Source organism: Oceanisphaera submarina (genome assembly GCF_046521305.1).
Taxonomy (GTDB): Bacteria; Pseudomonadota; Gammaproteobacteria; order Enterobacterales; family Aeromonadaceae; genus Oceanimonas; species Oceanimonas submarina.
The window spans coordinates 117,078-131,628 of the sequence record NZ_JBKGFN010000011.1; the positions used below are offsets into that span (position 1 = coordinate 117,078).

Here is a 14,551-nt window from a genome sequence, read left to right on the forward strand (position 1 = left end):
TGTTCTGTATCAGGACGACAGAGAATCGAATATATTCAGAAACGTGGGCGCCTTGTTGATATTCAATGGTATATGTAATCGTTCGGCAATATCTTCGGCCGAGATCACTCCCCGGATCTGATGGCTGTGCCGTTCGACAATCAGACAATAAGACTCACCACTGTGTTGCAGGGTGGCAACCACATCGGCAATAGTACAATTCTGTAACTGTTGATAAGCCAGAGCCTTAAGCTGCTCACGGGGGCGCATCAGATCGGAAACCAGGATCTCGTGGCGCAGGTCGCCATTGGCTATCCTGCGCATAATGGTCTGACCGGACAACTGCTCAAGCCCGATTAATCCCACCAGTCCTCCTTTGTTATCCACCACCAGTTTCAGCCGACTGTGTTCGTGTTGCATCATGGTCAGCATATCGGATGCCGGCGTGTCGGCATCGATGATGGCGGGGGCACTATGTTTGAAATCATTCACCAGCTCAAGAGCCGGTGTATTCAGATTGGCACCGTTGAAGTCGCTTGGCAGTACCAGATGATCGGTGTTTTCAACCGCGTAGAGTGGCAGGGTTTTCATATTTATTCCTCGCTTTCACACAGGATTCGTTGTGTGCCTGATGAATTTCAATAAGTTACCGAAATAGACGGGCAGCAATAGCTGACGCCGGAATGGTTCAGGCGAAGAAGGTATAAGGAGGTCCACGAGGTTGGAAAGCTTGGTTGGCACCGAGAGGGAGAATGTAGTTCTTACTGTTGATCCTCTGTTCCCGAGCCGGTGATGAATGGCTGAGGGCGGGCAGCGGTTGCTCTGAGTCGGGATCGTCTTCAAGAGAAAACGATGGTGGCAGTCCTGTATCGCTGCTGTGGGGAGCCAGCATTGCCTGGATCTTGTCTGTGGCGGCAACATCGGCAGTGAAAGCCGTTTGCATCAACAGTAGCAGGCACATCACGCAGCACAGGTTACGCATAAACCACCAGAAACAATTCGTTAACATCTGGTGCGATAATGTCGCCGGCAGGGCAGTATTGCAATAGTGCAAGTATGGATTTTGTGATCGGTCGCAGAGAGTGAAGAAAATAAACTGAATAGAGATATAGAAGAGAAGTACTGGAGAAATATCAACAATCGTGGTGCGAAGGGGGGGACTTGAACCCCCACGTCCATAGGACACTAACACCTGAAGCTAGCGCGTCTACCAATTCCGCCACCCTCGCATACCTGATTGTTTGGCTATTTGAGATGAGCCACCATCTTTTTATTTGAGTATCTTATCAGACCTTGGGAGTCTGGTGCGAAGGGGGGGACTTGAACCCCCACATCCATAGGACACTAACACCTGAAGCTAGCGCGTCTACCAATTCCGCCACCCTCGCATACTCAAATTGTCCGGCTGTTTTAGATGAGGCCGTCATCGTTTCCTGGCGTCAGCTACTTTGCAGTAACTTGGTGCGAAGGGGGGGACTTGAACCCCCACATCCATAGGACACTAACACCTGAAGCTAGCGCGTCTACCAATTCCGCCACCCTCGCGTTGCCAAGGACTGCGAATTCTATAGATTTTTTGTCGTCCGTCAATATGCAGATTCCGAGAAAAGTTAAAAAAACCGGCGCTAATGGCCGGTCGGTTAAAAAAAGTGCTGAGCACTAGGGGCTATTGGCTTTTCGAGGTTAAATTTTGTTCGAGTTAAACGCGTTTTTATCGTGAAAGGTCAACAGACCCTAGAGTCTGATCAGCGTCTGGCCCGGTAGATCTTGAACTTGCCGGTGGCGGCGAGGGTCTCGCAATGGCCGAAACTCTTTTCTATCAGTTCCGGGTAGGGCAGGAAGGCGTTGGCCACCAGGATCAGGGATCCGCCCGGCAGCAGATAATCGGCGGCCGAGCTCAGCAGCGTTTCGGTGGTGTGATAGAAGGTTCTCAGGCCGGCATGAAAGGGCGGATTGGTGATGATGTGATTGAACTTGCCGCTCACCTGGCTCAGGCCATCGGAGGCATAGACCTTGGCCTCAAGCCGGTTTTCTGCCAGAGTCGTCCGGCTGGCTTCCAATGCCAGGGCGTTGATGTCGATGCATTCCAGCGTCATGTCGGGGTGACGCTTCAGCAGGCTGGCGCCGATGACACCGGCGCCGCAACCGAAGTCGAGCACTCGGCCCTTGAGAGAGGCAATGGTTTTCAGCAGCAGACGAGAGCCGGAGTCCAGATGTGCGGCACTGAATACGCCGGGCAGGGCGCAGATCTGCAGTTGTTCCTCTGCCAGCGGATAGCGGCTGATCCAGTCGGCCAGAGCAAAGGGAGCTGGCAAGGTGGTCAGTTCGGCCTGGTACAGGCTGGCGCGCCGTGCGCTGTCCAGCTTGTTGATCTGTGCGCAATAGGGTGCCAGCAATTTTGGGGCAGACTTGACGCCTCCCTTGTTGTCACCGGCGATAAAAACCGGGGCACCGGCCGCCAGCAGCGGCAGGCAGGCGGCCAGCAGGTACTCGGCCTCGGCCTTGGCCTTGGGCATCAGCAACAGCAGGCCGGCAGCTGTACGGGGAGCGGGGCTGGTACCAAATTCGATATCGGCAAGGCCCTGGTCCTGCTGCCACTGGAAGTAGCGAAAATCGGTGGTAAACACCCGGGGCGCAGGGCCGGCCTCGGCCAGCAGGCTTGGCAGCCTGTCTTCGAGCAGGCCGCATACCAGCAATGGCTGACGACTCAGAATATCCAGATTACGGGTCAGCATTTCGCTGACCGGGGTCAAGGCCTCAAACATCTCGGGCTCCGCGGTAAATAAATCAATTGGGCATTATACATGCCACCGGTACTCTTGACATTTGTCGGTCATTAGCAAAAGATGCTGTTCAAGGTCTTTTCAGGTGTAAATCATGATTTTTATCGTTAAACGTAAACCGGGAAAACCGCTTAAACGAAAAGCGGCAGCCTCTGTTGCGTGACCGACGCCTGATTCTCATCAAGACAAGATGTCCTCAAACCCCGGTGATGCAACAGCGACCGGGGTTTTTTATTTTAAATCTTTAAATCCTCTATCCAGGAGAAGGAGCTTCCATGTTTCGCGGTTCTTTAGTTGCCCTGCTGACCCCCTTTGACGGCGATCGACTCGACGAGGCGGCGTTGCGCCGGCTGGTTGACTGGCACATCGAGGAGGGTACCCATGGCATTGTACCGGTTGGTACCACCGGAGAAAGCCCGACCCTGACGCACGACGAGCATTGCCGCGTGATTGAAATTGTGGCGGAACAGGCCGCAGGGCGGGTACCGGTTATTGCCGGTGCCGGCTCCAATAACCCGGTAGAGGCCATAGAATACAGCAACTGTGCCCAGAAGGTGGGTGCCGACGCTACCCTGCATGTGGCCGGTTATTACAACAGGCCGAGTCAGGATGGTCTCTATGCGCATTTCAAGATGCTGCACGATGCCACCGAACTGCCGATTATTGTCTACAACATTCCGCCCCGGGCCGTGGTCGACATTCAGCCCGAGACAATGGCGCGCATCGCCGAGTTGCCGCGTATCGTCGGTGTTAAGGATGCCACCGGTGATCTGGTACGGCCCTGGGCCGAACGCCAGCTGATCAAGAAGCCGTTTGCCTGGTTGTCCGGTGAAGACGGTACCGCCGTGTCTTACAACGTGGCCGGTGGCCAGGGCTGTATTTCGGTGACCGCCAACGTGGCACCGCGCCTCTGTGCCCAACTGCAGGAACTGACCCTGGCCGGCAAGTGGGAAGAAGCCCGCGCATTGCAGGACCGATTGCTGCCGTTGCATCAGGTGATGTTTGCCGAGCCTAATCCTGCCTGCCCCAAGTACGGTCTGTCACTACTGGGGCTGGCCAGCGAAAACTGCCGCATCCCCGTGGTGCCTCTGCAGGAGAGCACCAAGGCGCGTATTCGTCGGGTAATGGAAGATCTGGAACTGATTTAACGCTCGATGGCCGCGCAAGCGGCCATCTTGTTGGCGTCGTCTCATCAATGGCGGTGGCAGCATGAGCGTATAACGATAAAAGGCCAGCCCAAGGGCTGACCTTTTATCGTTATGGCGGCTTGAAAGTTAGCCCTGATCATCGTCGTTGGGAGGATCGTATTGATCATCCCGGCGATGATTATCTTCCCGCGGAGTGTGATGACTTTCGTAACGGGGGCGGCGGGGTTTGTTGATAATGACCCCGGTACGCGGCGGCCGGCGGGTAGCCGGAGAAATAGTGGAAATTTTGGCTTTATAAATCAGCTGCTGCTGGCCACGGGGGTCGGACAGCAGAATACTGTATTGATCAAAGGCACTGATCATCCCTTCCAGCTTGATGCCATTGGTGAGGAAGATGGCGCAATGAGTCTGATTCTTGCGCAGCCAGTTCAGTGCCGCATCCTGTCCGTTACCCAATGAAAAAGCTTGTTGAAGCGATTGGGGATTTGCTGATTGGGCAGTCATGTAGGCAGTCCTGTTTGTTATTTTTCAACCTTGATTGTGCTTAATGAATGCCCGACTTGTCAAAGTAAAGCTCACTTTAATCCAGTAGCCCTGATCTCATGGCCCTAATCCCATAACTCTAATCTCCTGACCTGAGGAAGATGCGTGGCAACATCCACTTCTACTACCCATACCCTTATCCTGGCTTGTCTTATTGTCAGCATGGGGCAATTGAGCATTGGTCTGCTGCTACCCGTGCTGCCGGCCATCAGTCAGGCCCTGGCCGAAGATCCCAGTCGGACACAGTGGCTGATTTCTGTCTATCTGTTTGCTTTTGGTCCGGTACAGCTGCTGTATGGCCCCTTGAGCGATGCCCGAGGGCGCCGCCCTGTGCTGCTGGCGGGACTGGCGCTGGCGTTGCTGGGGGTTGGTCTGTGTCTGTTGCCCGGGGCATCATTTGAGTGGCTATTGCTGGGTCGGCTGCTGCAGGGGCTGGGAGCCGGCTGTGGCGCCGTGGTTTCCCGTGCCATGCTGCGGGACCGCTTCGAGGGACCCTTGCTGCGTAATGCGCTGTCTTATGTGGCTATGGCGGCGGCCTTTACGCCTGTTGTAGCGCCGGCGGTGGGCGGCATGCTCGGTCACCACCTGGGGTGGGAAAGCGTGTTTGTGGCCATGTTTATTTACCTGCTGAGTCTTTGGATACTGTTGCTGGCCGGTTTCAAGGAGACCCTCAACGGTGAACGCCGTTCGATGCAGCTGGCGAGTATTGTCGGCAATTATCGTCGATTGCTGGAGCAGCGCCATTTCCTCGGCCACGGCGGCATGCTGTGGGGACAGTTTTCGCTGATGATGGTGTCGGTGTCGGTGATGCCTTATGTGATGCAGCGGCAAATTGGCATGAGTGCGGCAGAATATGGCAGCTGGGCACTGATCCCGGCTCTGGGATTATTGCTGGGAGGGATTATTAACAATCGTGTTCAACATCGGGTATCGGCCGAAGATATGCTGCGTTTGAGCCCTGTGGTTCAGATGGCCGCCGGCGCCTGGATGCTGGTCATGCCACTGCAGCCGGTATGGATGATCAGCGCTATCTTTGTTCAGGCGCTCGGCAATGGCATGGCCTTTCCCAATGCCATGAGCCGTTTGCTGGAGCCCTATCGGGATCTGGCCGGCGCCGCCGCGGCGCTTTCTGGCGCACTGCAAATGCTTATTGCCAGTCTGCTGACGATAGGACTGGCCTATTATGGTGTCGATACGGCATTCAGTCTCGGGCTCTGTATCTTGAGCGGGGCCGTATTACTCAAGTTACTGTCCTGGTATGCGACCGGCCGGTTTTAACCGTAATGGGGAGGAAATAATATGGCGATATGACTGCGGTGAGCAGTTATCGGTTAGCGATAGCAGCCTTCACGAGAAAGGTGGAAACAGGGCTGGGCGAAAAACCGGCAATAAAAAAGCCGCGCCCGGAGGCACGGCTTAGGAATTCTTGGTGAGGTAGTCTCTTACAGAGGAACTACGTTCTCAGCCTGAGGACCTTTCTGACCTTGAGCTACAGTGAACTGTACTGCTTGGCCTTCGGCCAGAGTTTTGAAACCCTGGCTTTGGATGGCGCTGAAGTGTACGAACACGTCAGGACCTTGCTCTTGCTCGATGAAACCAAAACCTTTGGACTCATTGAAGAACTTTACTTTACCTTTAACGATATTAGACATACCTAAATCCTGTAAACAAATCTACCATAAATAAACGAGCTTGGAAAAATACAGATTTAACTTATGAAACACAGGACGAGGTACTACTAGAACATCGTAACAAGAACATAAATATAGCCGTATTTTTCGAGCTGCGGTCACTCTAACCGGTTACCCGATAAGGGTCAACAGGTATTTAGTGTGTATATCCAATTCAGAGTGTCTAGTATGCGGAGGCACTGTCACACGGGCGAGGGCTGTTCAGACCGGGGAGGTATGTATTAGCATAACGACTTTATTCGTACCGAGAGCCGATGATGTCAGATTTATATTGTGTTGCCCGTTTTAACGCCAAGCCGGGCAAAGCCCAGGAATTGCAGCAGGCGCTGAAAAGTCTGATCTCCAATACCCACAGGGAAGAGGGATGTCTGCTGTACCAACTGACCGAAGAAGTGCCTTATGCGGGTGCCAACGGCGAGCCCTGGGATTGTGTTTTTATCGAGCAGTGGGCCAGTAGAGAAGCGTTTGAAGCTCACTGTGCCCAACCCTACATCAAGGATTATTTCGAACAGCTGGCCCCGGCTTTGGTAGCCGATGCCGATGTTCGCTTGTTTCGGCCTCTGTAAGCCTGTTCTTATTCAGCGCCGAAAAGCCAGGTCACCCTTGAACATGACTTCCAACCGGAGAGTAATGCCGAACTGGGCTTCATAACCCTGATCCCGGGGGAAATGCAACTCCGGGATCAAGTCCACAAACAGAATCTCCCGGTGCAGATTACGTCTGTAGTGGCTGTACAGATAATAATCATGCAGCCTGGGGTCCGAGGTGCTTCTTCCTATCGCCGCGATGGCGTAGCGCATGACGCTGCGCTTGCCCAGTATCTGGTTGAGCTCCACTGCTTCGGAATATTCCAGGGTATCGACTTCTTCCTGCCACTGAAAATTGGTGATAAAGCGCAGGTGATGGTTTTCGTCCAGCGGCCGGCCGAGATCCCACCTGCTGCGTATGGAGTAGCCTTCCTCGTTGAACCAGGAGGCGCGATTGTAGGACTCCAGCTGCCAGGGTGACTCCAGCTGCCACAGCCGTTCTCCGGTAAAGCGTATATAAGGATCCGGCGGCCAGCGAACCTTGACGCCGGCCCCGGCCTGCAGGTTCCAGGCTTCTCTCTTATCCCTCTTTCCCAGTCTGCTCAGGCCGACAATGGTGCCGGCGAGGCTGCGCTGATCGGTGCGCAGCCGATTTGAGCCCTGTTCGGCGAGGGTGCCTTCGGATTCTTCCGGGTCGCTTTCTATAATAAAACGCAGTCGCTCTTTGGTGGTAGGCAGGTCGAGACGGAAACGCGCCGCCGTTTCGGCGCTGAACTTTTCCTCATCACTCCACTCCAGTTCCTGACTCAGGCGGAGGTAGGAGCCGTTTTCAATATGCAGGCTGTCGTCGGTACCGAAAAAGCCGTCGATGTTTCGGGAGCTGTTGGTGACCCAGTGAGAAACGCTGTCGTGCATGGGGGTGATCTTCTCCACGGCCCAGGCCGGCAAGTCGGTGTCGTCTGCGATTTCTATTTCTGATTCTGTCTCGGCGGCGGCACTAGCTGCGGCCAGCAAGGCAATCAAGCATATCGTCTTCATGTTCATGGCAGCATCCTTTTGCCTTTTGCTTAAGACTATGTAGATCACAACCAAAATGCCAACTCCGGCGACAGGAGCATCAAAACAGGTTTCGCTCACAAGAAGAGGCGTTGATGAAGACTGGCAAGGGGAGGTCTGGCATGGAAGAGATGCATAGCAGCAGACAAAACGCAGATACAAAAAAACCAGCGCTTAGGCTGGTTTAAATGGTGCCGGCACCAAGAGTCGAACTCGGGACCTACTGATTACAAGTCAGTTGCTCTACCAACTGAGCTATGCCGGCGTTTGGCACTTGCTTTAAAATGGTGCCCAGAGACGGAATCGAACCGCCGACACGGGGATTTTCAATCCCCTGCTCTACCGACTGAGCTATCTGGGCTTTGGGCTTTATATAAAAAGCACCGAAAATGGTGCCCAGAGACGGAATCGAACCGCCGACACGGGGATTTTCAATCCCCTGCTCTACCGACTGAGCTATCTGGGCTTTAGGCAATCTTTTACAAGAGCACCTGAAACTTGTATTTGAACTTACTGCTTAAAATATGGTGCCCAGAGACGGAATCGAACCGCCGACACGGGGATTTTCAATCCCCTGCTCTACCGACTGAGCTATCTGGGCAACGGGGCGTAATTAGATAAGATTGCCCCATTCAAGTCAACCGCTTTTTAAAAGGCTCAAGCGTGTTCGCTCAAGCCTTGAACAAAGCGGTGATTTAGTCTGCGGAAGGGGGCGTGTAGCCATCAACTTTCACTTCGGCGCCTTCAAACAGGTAGGCGACCATTTCTTGCTCAAGTAATTGACGGTGCTCGGCATTCATCATGTTGAGCTTCTTCTCGTTGATCAGCATGGTTTGCTTCTGCTGCCAGCCGGCCCAGGCTTCCTTGGAGATATTTTCATAGATGCGCTTACCCAGATCTCCCGGGTAGAGTTGAAAGTCCAGCCCTTCGGCCTCTTTCTGTAAACGTTGGCAAAAAATAGTACGGCTCATAAATTCCTCTCTTGCAGTTGCGGGTAGGCGAGCAGCTTCTTGGTGGCAGCCGCCAGGCCGACCGACGCCGGTTGCTGCAAGTTATACCAAAGTCGTTCCGATCCGGCCATGACCTCGTCCGGTATCCGGGGTAATTCTACCAGCCAGGGCGCTATATCCAGGTGAAAATGGCTGAAGGTATGGCGAAAGCCGGGCAGGGGGCGGGGGGCGGATGCTTCCGGATAGCGCTTGAGCCAGGTTCTGAGTTCCTGTTCGTCATGAAATTCGGGAAAACAATAGAGGCCACCCCAAAGTCCCTGAGGAGGGCGCTGCACCAGCAGCATGTGACAGCCCTGTTTGAGCAGCAGAAAACAGGACTGTTTTTCCGGCTGCACATTTTTTTTCGGCTTGGAATGGGGAAAGTCGGCCGGGGTGCCCAGCAGCCGTGCCTGGCAGTCGTCTTGTAGCGGGCATTGCTCGCACTTGGGTTTGGATCGGGTGCAAATGGTGGCGCCCAGGTCCATCATCGCCTGATTATACTGGGTCACCCCCTGCCGGGGCGTCAGTTTATCTACCTGTTGCCAGAGCGTGTTTTCCACTTCTTTTTTACCGGGCCAGCCTTCCTGCGCCAGCCAGCGGGCCAGCACTCGCTTGACGTTGCCGTCGAGAATGCCGTGATGCTGCCCGAGCGAGAGTGATAATACGGCCCCGGCGGTGGATCTACCTATGCCCGGCAGGCCCAGTACCTCTTCGAAACGCTCGGGGAAACTCCCCTGATAATGGTCGCGAATTACCTGGGCGGCCTTGTGCAGATTACGGGCGCGGGCATAGTAGCCCAGACCGGTCCACAGGTGCAGCACCTCGTCCTGTACGGCGTCGGCCAGGCTCACCACATCGGGAAAGCGGGTCATAAAACGTTGATAATAGGGGATGACAGTGGTCACCTGGGTTTGCTGCAGCATGATCTCGGATACCCAGACCCGATAAGGGGTTTTATCCTGCTGCCAGGGCAGGGTTTTACGACCATGCTGCTCGTACCAGGCCAGCACGCGTTCGGAAAAAGAAGCTGTGTTCACAATATTGACTGCATAAAAATGAATGGCGGGATCAGAACACAGCGCGGCAGGCAGTGCAAACCGGCCGGCATCGGTGTGGGGGGCCAGCAGATGGCGGCGCGGTTCAAGGCACTCTTTTGCGGTTGACGGTTTGTTATTTGGCTGTTTTCTGATACAAAAGAAGAGTTTTATTGGCGCCCGCCAAGCCCGTTTTTAGAGAGACTCCTATGCAGCCCTTTTTTGCCCAGCGCTTTGCCAAGGTAGAGCCGTCCTTCATCCGTGAAATTCTCAAGGTCGCGGTTAACCCGGAAGTGATCTCCTTTGCCGGTGGTTTGCCCAACCCGGCTTTTTTCCCCAATGAAGAGCTGGCCGTCGCCAGCGCCCAGGTGCTGCAGAACAAGGGCAATGGCGCCCTGCAATATTCCGCCACCGAAGGCTTTACCCCACTGCGGGAATATATTGCCGAGCGGTACTTCCGGCAACATGGCATGCGGGTGTCGTCCGACAATATCCTGATCACCAACGGCTCCCAGCAGGCGCTGGACCTGTTGGGCAAGGTATTGGTAAACGAAGGTGACAAGCTGATCATCGAAGAACCGGGCTATCTGGGGGCCATTCAGGCGCTGTCGGTTTATCAACCCGAGTTTCAAGGGGTGGCGTTGAATGACGACGGTCTGGATCTGGGCGAGCTGGATGCCTTGCTGGCCCAGCCCGACCATGCCCGCCTGCTTTACGGGGTGACCAACTTCCAGAATCCGACCGGCCTTAGCTACAGCCGTGAAAATCGTCAGGCGGTTGCCGAGCGACTGATCAAGCACAATGTGCTGATGATCGAAGACAACCCGTATGGCGAGCTGCGTTTCGAAGGCGTTCACCTGCCACCGGTTGCCAAGCTGGCACCGGAAAACGTGGTGCTGATGGGCTCCTTCTCCAAGGTGGTGGTGCCTTCGTTCCGTCTGGGCTGGATGCTGGTACCGGACTGGCTGCGCCAGAAGCTTACCATCGCCAAGCAAGCCGCGGATCTGCATACCAACGGCTTCGTGCAGCAGGTACTGCATTCGTATCTGCAGGAAAACAATCTGGATGATCATATCGACCGTATCCGTACCGTTTATGGTCGCCAGAAGGTCGCGATGGAACAGGCATTGCTGAAGCACTGCCCGGGTATCGATTTTACCCGCCCCGAAGGCGGCATGTTCCTGTGGCTGAAGTTGCCGCCGCATATCGATGCTATGGCGCTGTTCAATCTGGCCATCAAGGAAAACGTGGCCTTCGTGCCCGGCCAGCCCTTCTATGTGCGTCCGGATATATTGAATACCGCCCGCCTGAGCTACGCCGGTGCCGACGAAGCCACCATAGAAGAAGGCATCAGCCGCCTGGGCCGGGTGATCCGACAAGTACTGTAATCCATAGCTGCAAACCTGCCCCTTAGTCACACGTTGTGTTGATTTCTGGTGACAAGTCACCGTAGAAAATCGGACAAAGGGCCCGCACCGCCGACTCGTCGTAAATACATCCCTGTAGGCTTTACCGCGCCATCCGTGGCGCGGCCGAGAAGTGCTCCTGCTATGTTGGCATTCCCGCCGTCCTTAGCGGTCAGATGGTCGGCTGAGCAGATCCCTCTGTCCTCCTTGAAGCTTCGGCGTCTCCTGCTTGTGGTGCCAACAGTTAACTCGGGCGTCAAGAGGAGGCAACCCCGTTACCTTTTTATCCCGCAAACCGATTTGTGGCTAAAGAGACAAACGAACCGCTTTCTTTTTAAACTTGCACCTTGGGCCGAACTTTGGATAATTCGCCTTCCCAAGCCCGCCGGAGAAAGAAAATGACAGACGAACACCAGCCCGATCAAACCGAAAACGAACTGCGCAAGCGCAAAATCCGCAGCTTTGTGCGTCGTGAAGGCCGTTTGACCAAGGGGCAGGAAAAAGCCATGGCCGAGCAGTGGCCGGTGATGGGCATCGAGTACAGTGCACAACTGCTCGATCTGGATGCGGTATTCGGTAGAGCTGCTCCCCGGGTGCTGGAAATCGGCTTCGGCATGGGCGCTTCGCTGGTGGAAATGGCTCGCGTGGCCCCGGAACAGGACTTTATCGGCATCGAAGTGCATACCCCGGGCGTGGGGGCCTGCCTGATGGGCGCGGCCGAGGCCGGTCTGACCAACCTGCGGGTCATGTGTCACGATGCGGTGGAAGTGTTCGAACGGATGCTGCCCGAACAGAGTCTGGACCGGGTACAGCTGTTTTTCCCCGATCCCTGGCACAAGACCCGCCATCACAAGCGTCGCATCGTGCAGCCGGCCTTCGTGGAAATGCTGCGCAGCAAACTGAAAATCGGCGGTGAATTCCATATGGCCACCGACTGGGAAAATTACGCCGAGCATATGCTGGAAGTGATGAATGCGGCTCCCGGTTATAGTAATGCCACGGTGGAAGGCGATTACATGCCCAGACCCGATTATCGACCGCTGACCAAATTCGAGCAACGCGGCCACCGCCTTGGCCACGGCGTCTGGGATTTGATTTTTACCCGTACCGCCTGACATTTTTATTGAGTCGTTTTTCTATTATTGTGCGCCGTTCTGGTAACGAGCGCACAATTATTGTGCTATTCCCGTTGTTCTGAAGCCTCCCGCCTGCGTAACGCCTTCATTTTATCCAATTAGACCAATTAATGATTCAATCAGGTCTTGTTTTTGTGTCTAATAGTGCTGCGACTATTTATGTCGCAGTCGCATGACTAATAAACTGAACACATGGAAAGTAATGACGATGACTTTTTTATCAGGAAAATACCCAATGGTATTAGCCGGGCTGCTGCTTTTGTCCGGCTGTACTTCCATTCAGCAAAAGAACAAATTCGGTGATTTTGAACAGGCGATAGTGGATGGGCGTACACTGGATGCCATGGCCCTGGCAGAGCTTGGTGCCGACATCGATGAAACAACGGGCGAAGCCGATGACCTGCTCTGGTCTCTACAGGCCGCCGCGTTAATGCGACAGGAAAAAATATACAGCAAGTCTAACCGGTTATTTGATTCGGCCGAAGCCAAGATGAAAGGCGAAGACACCAAGCATCTGTTATTACAGGGTGCCGAATTGGCCGGCTCCATGCTGTTGAATGACAGTATTACCAGCTATCAGCAAAGCCAGTACGACGGCGTTATGGTCAATACCTACAAGGCTCTCAACTTCATGGCCGAAGGGGATTATGCCAATGCACGCATAGAGTGGAATCGTACCGAAGATCGTCAGCGTCGTGCCGCCGAGCATTTCGCCAAAAAGATTACAGCACAGCAAGAAGAGCTGGCAAAAGAAGAAGAGAAGGTCGATCAGGAGAATATCAACCGCAGCCTGGAAGCCGCTTCGCCGTTGTTACAGGAGCAGGGGGTTGATTTATCGCAATGGAATGCCTACGAGGGTTATGTCAATCCATTCGCCACCTACCTGCATGGCCTGTATTTCATGTTGAAAGCGCAGGATAAAAGCGATTACAGCAAGGCCAGAGACAGCTTCAAGCGCGTATATGGATTAACCCGAAATGCAGATGTCAAGGTCGACATGAATATGGCCAACAGCCTGCTCCAGGGGCGTAATATAAACAAACACAAGCCGGCGGTCTGGGTGGTATTCGAGAATGGTCTGGGTGCCAAGAAAGAGGAATTTCGCATCGATCTGCCGTTGTTTGTGCTGACCTCCAATGTCAGCTACAGCGGCATTGCCCTTCCCAAGCTGGTAGAAAGATCCCCCGCTTACAGCAACCTGCAAATTGGCCGAATCAAGACCCGTCCCCTGGCCAATATGGACCGTATTATCCAGGCCGAATTCAAATCCGAGTTTCCCTATATTCTCAGCCGGGAAGTCATTCGAGCCACCCTGAAAACCGTGGCCCAGAAGCAGGTGCAGGATAAGAGTCCGTTATTGGGCATGGTGGCTGGCATCGCCCAGGCCGCCTCTACCGGTGCCGATATTCGCGGCTGGACCACACTCCCCAAAGAGTGGCAACTGGCCAGGATTAACCGCCCGAACAACGGCAAGCTGAAAATTACCGCTCCCGAGCTGAGCCTGCCGCTGGAAGTCGAGCTGGACGCGAATAGTCGTTTCCACCTGGTTTATGTGAAAGCGGCGGCCCCGCTGCAGCAACCTGAAATCGAAGTTATCAACCTGTAAGAGAGAGCATCATGAAATCAACCATATTCCCGGCAATACTTCTGCTGGCCACTCTGTCCGGCTGTGCCACCACGGCTCATTATGTTAATCCCGATCAGGATCAGACGGTGGTGATGGGGCTGGATTACAAGGATTTTGAAAACGCCGCCGGCCAGGCCATCGACGAAATGATGGCCAGCCCCTTGCTGGTTCACCCTCAGGCATCCCAGGGCGGGCGCTACGTAATGGCGGTATCGACCATGATCAACGATACCACCCAGCGTATCGATACCGATCAGCTCACCAAGAAGATACGGGTACGGCTGCTGCAAAGTGGCAAGTTCATTACCACCACGGCCTTTGGTGCCAACGGCCCCGAAGATGCCATGACCCAGCAGGTGCGCCAGCTGAGCAAGTCGTCGCTGGTTAAGCGCAGCAGCGTCAAGAAAAACGGCACCGTTATCGCGCCCGATTACAGCCTGAGCGGCAAAATCATTCAGCGCAACAACCGGGTCGACCGCCGTACTCAGCAGGCGGACTATTACTTTCAGCTGACGCTGACCAACCTGGAAAACGGCCTGGCCTACTGGGAAGGGGAATACCCCATCATCAAGCGCGGCGATAACAGAACCGTTACCTGGTAATGACGGCGGGGCTCACAGAGCCCCGTTTGA

At 54.5% G+C, this 14,551-nt stretch carries 15 protein-coding genes and 7 tRNA genes; 7 read left to right on the forward strand and 15 right to left on the reverse strand.

All coding sequences use genetic code 11. The annotated features are described in order from the left end of the window. Positions 1–9 precede the first annotated feature (9 nt). The 6 genes from ACLEIV_RS11955 to rsmC all read right to left on the reverse strand — a co-directional run bounded on the left by ACLEIV_RS11955 (position 10) and on the right by rsmC (position 2,744). Positions 10–570, reverse strand: coding sequence for a CBS domain-containing protein (locus ACLEIV_RS11955; protein ID WP_410456870.1), 561 nt, complete (start codon positions 568–570; stop codon positions 10–12). Between the two features lie 97 nt (positions 571–667). Continuing rightward, the gene (locus ACLEIV_RS11960; RefSeq protein WP_410456871.1) at positions 668–961 is read right to left on the reverse strand and encodes a hypothetical protein; all 294 of its coding nucleotides are present in this window, start codon (positions 959–961) and stop codon (positions 668–670) included. 161 nt (positions 962–1,122) lie between these two features. Next, positions 1,123–1,208 (reverse strand) — tRNA-Leu (locus ACLEIV_RS11965). A 73-nt stretch (positions 1,209–1,281) separates the two neighbouring features. Continuing rightward, a tRNA-Leu gene (locus ACLEIV_RS11970) sits at positions 1,282–1,367 on the reverse strand. Between the two features lie 71 nt (positions 1,368–1,438). Further along, positions 1,439–1,524, reverse strand: a tRNA-Leu gene (locus ACLEIV_RS11975). A 200-nt stretch (positions 1,525–1,724) separates the two neighbouring features. Next, entirely contained in the window at positions 1,725–2,744 is a 1,020-nt protein-coding gene (gene rsmC / locus ACLEIV_RS11980; protein WP_410456872.1) for a 16S rRNA (guanine(1207)-N(2))-methyltransferase RsmC, read from the reverse strand. A gap of 293 nt (positions 2,745–3,037) precedes the next feature. Here rsmC and dapA point away from each other — a divergent pair, with 293 nt between their 5' ends. Then, complete coding sequence (dapA, locus tag ACLEIV_RS11985; RefSeq protein ID WP_410456873.1) at positions 3,038–3,910, forward strand: 4-hydroxy-tetrahydrodipicolinate synthase; 873 nt, start codon at positions 3,038–3,040, stop codon at positions 3,908–3,910. A 126-nt stretch (positions 3,911–4,036) separates the two neighbouring features. Here dapA and hfq read toward each other — a convergent pair whose 3' ends face one another. Next, positions 4,037–4,414 carry an RNA chaperone Hfq gene (gene hfq / locus ACLEIV_RS11990; RefSeq protein WP_410456874.1) on the reverse strand — a complete coding sequence of 126 codons (378 nt, stop codon included), beginning with the start codon at positions 4,412–4,414 and terminating at the stop codon, positions 4,037–4,039. Between the two features lie 144 nt (positions 4,415–4,558). Here hfq and ACLEIV_RS11995 point away from each other — a divergent pair, with 144 nt between their 5' ends. Beyond that, positions 4,559–5,731: a Bcr/CflA family efflux MFS transporter gene (locus ACLEIV_RS11995; protein WP_410456875.1), complete on the forward strand. Its 1,173-nt coding sequence runs from the start codon at positions 4,559–4,561 to the stop codon at positions 5,729–5,731. Positions 5,732–5,895: 164 nt separating this feature from the next. Here the strand turns inward: ACLEIV_RS11995 and ACLEIV_RS12000 are convergent, their stop codons facing one another. Then, complete coding sequence (locus ACLEIV_RS12000; RefSeq protein WP_071472183.1) at positions 5,896–6,105, reverse strand: cold-shock protein; 210 nt, start codon at positions 6,103–6,105, stop codon at positions 5,896–5,898. Positions 6,106–6,398: 293 nt separating this feature from the next. Here ACLEIV_RS12000 and ACLEIV_RS12005 point away from each other — a divergent pair, with 293 nt between their 5' ends. Next, entirely contained in the window at positions 6,399–6,710 is a 312-nt protein-coding gene (locus tag ACLEIV_RS12005) for a putative quinol monooxygenase (protein ID WP_410456876.1), read from the forward strand. Positions 6,711–6,722: 12 nt separating this feature from the next. Here ACLEIV_RS12005 and ACLEIV_RS12010 read toward each other — a convergent pair whose 3' ends face one another. From ACLEIV_RS12010 to mutY, 7 genes are all read right to left on the reverse strand, one after another. Further along, positions 6,723–7,709, reverse strand: a complete 987-nt coding sequence (locus tag ACLEIV_RS12010; RefSeq protein ID WP_410456877.1) for a hypothetical protein — start codon at positions 7,707–7,709, stop codon at positions 6,723–6,725. 207 nt (positions 7,710–7,916) lie between these two features. Next, positions 7,917–7,992, reverse strand: a tRNA-Thr gene (locus tag ACLEIV_RS12015). Between the two features lie 20 nt (positions 7,993–8,012). After that, positions 8,013–8,088, reverse strand: a tRNA-Phe gene (locus ACLEIV_RS12020). Positions 8,089–8,117: 29 nt separating this feature from the next. Further along, positions 8,118–8,193 (reverse strand) — tRNA-Phe (locus tag ACLEIV_RS12025). Positions 8,194–8,252: 59 nt separating this feature from the next. Next, positions 8,253–8,328: transfer RNA gene (locus ACLEIV_RS12030), tRNA-Phe, on the reverse strand. Between the two features lie 94 nt (positions 8,329–8,422). Continuing rightward, a complete protein-coding gene (locus ACLEIV_RS12035; protein ID WP_204795295.1) occupies positions 8,423–8,698 on the reverse strand; it encodes an oxidative damage protection protein in 276 nt (91 codons plus the stop codon). Continuing rightward, complete coding sequence (gene mutY / locus ACLEIV_RS12040; protein WP_410456878.1) at positions 8,695–9,753, reverse strand: A/G-specific adenine glycosylase; 1,059 nt, start codon at positions 9,751–9,753, stop codon at positions 8,695–8,697. Before mutY ends, ACLEIV_RS12035 begins: the two co-directional genes overlap by 4 nt. 206 nt (positions 9,754–9,959) lie before the next feature. On the opposite strand from mutY, the gene ACLEIV_RS12045 reads away from it, so the two are divergent. From ACLEIV_RS12045 to lpoB, 4 genes are all read left to right on the forward strand, one after another. Then, positions 9,960–11,138, forward strand: coding sequence for an aminotransferase-like domain-containing protein (locus ACLEIV_RS12045; RefSeq protein ID WP_410456879.1), 1,179 nt, complete (start codon positions 9,960–9,962; stop codon positions 11,136–11,138). 416 nt (positions 11,139–11,554) lie between these two features. After that, on the forward strand, positions 11,555–12,271 hold the full coding sequence (gene trmB, locus ACLEIV_RS12050; RefSeq protein WP_410456880.1) for a tRNA (guanosine(46)-N7)-methyltransferase TrmB: 717 nt from the start codon (positions 11,555–11,557) through the stop codon (positions 12,269–12,271). A 256-nt stretch (positions 12,272–12,527) separates the two neighbouring features. Next, on the forward strand, positions 12,528–13,898 hold the full coding sequence (locus ACLEIV_RS12055; RefSeq protein WP_410456881.1) for a COG3014 family protein: 1,371 nt from the start codon (positions 12,528–12,530) through the stop codon (positions 13,896–13,898). Between the two features lie 11 nt (positions 13,899–13,909). Further along, positions 13,910–14,521: a penicillin-binding protein activator LpoB gene (gene lpoB / locus ACLEIV_RS12060; RefSeq protein ID WP_410456882.1), complete on the forward strand. Its 612-nt coding sequence runs from the start codon at positions 13,910–13,912 to the stop codon at positions 14,519–14,521. Positions 14,522–14,551 lie beyond the last annotated feature (30 nt).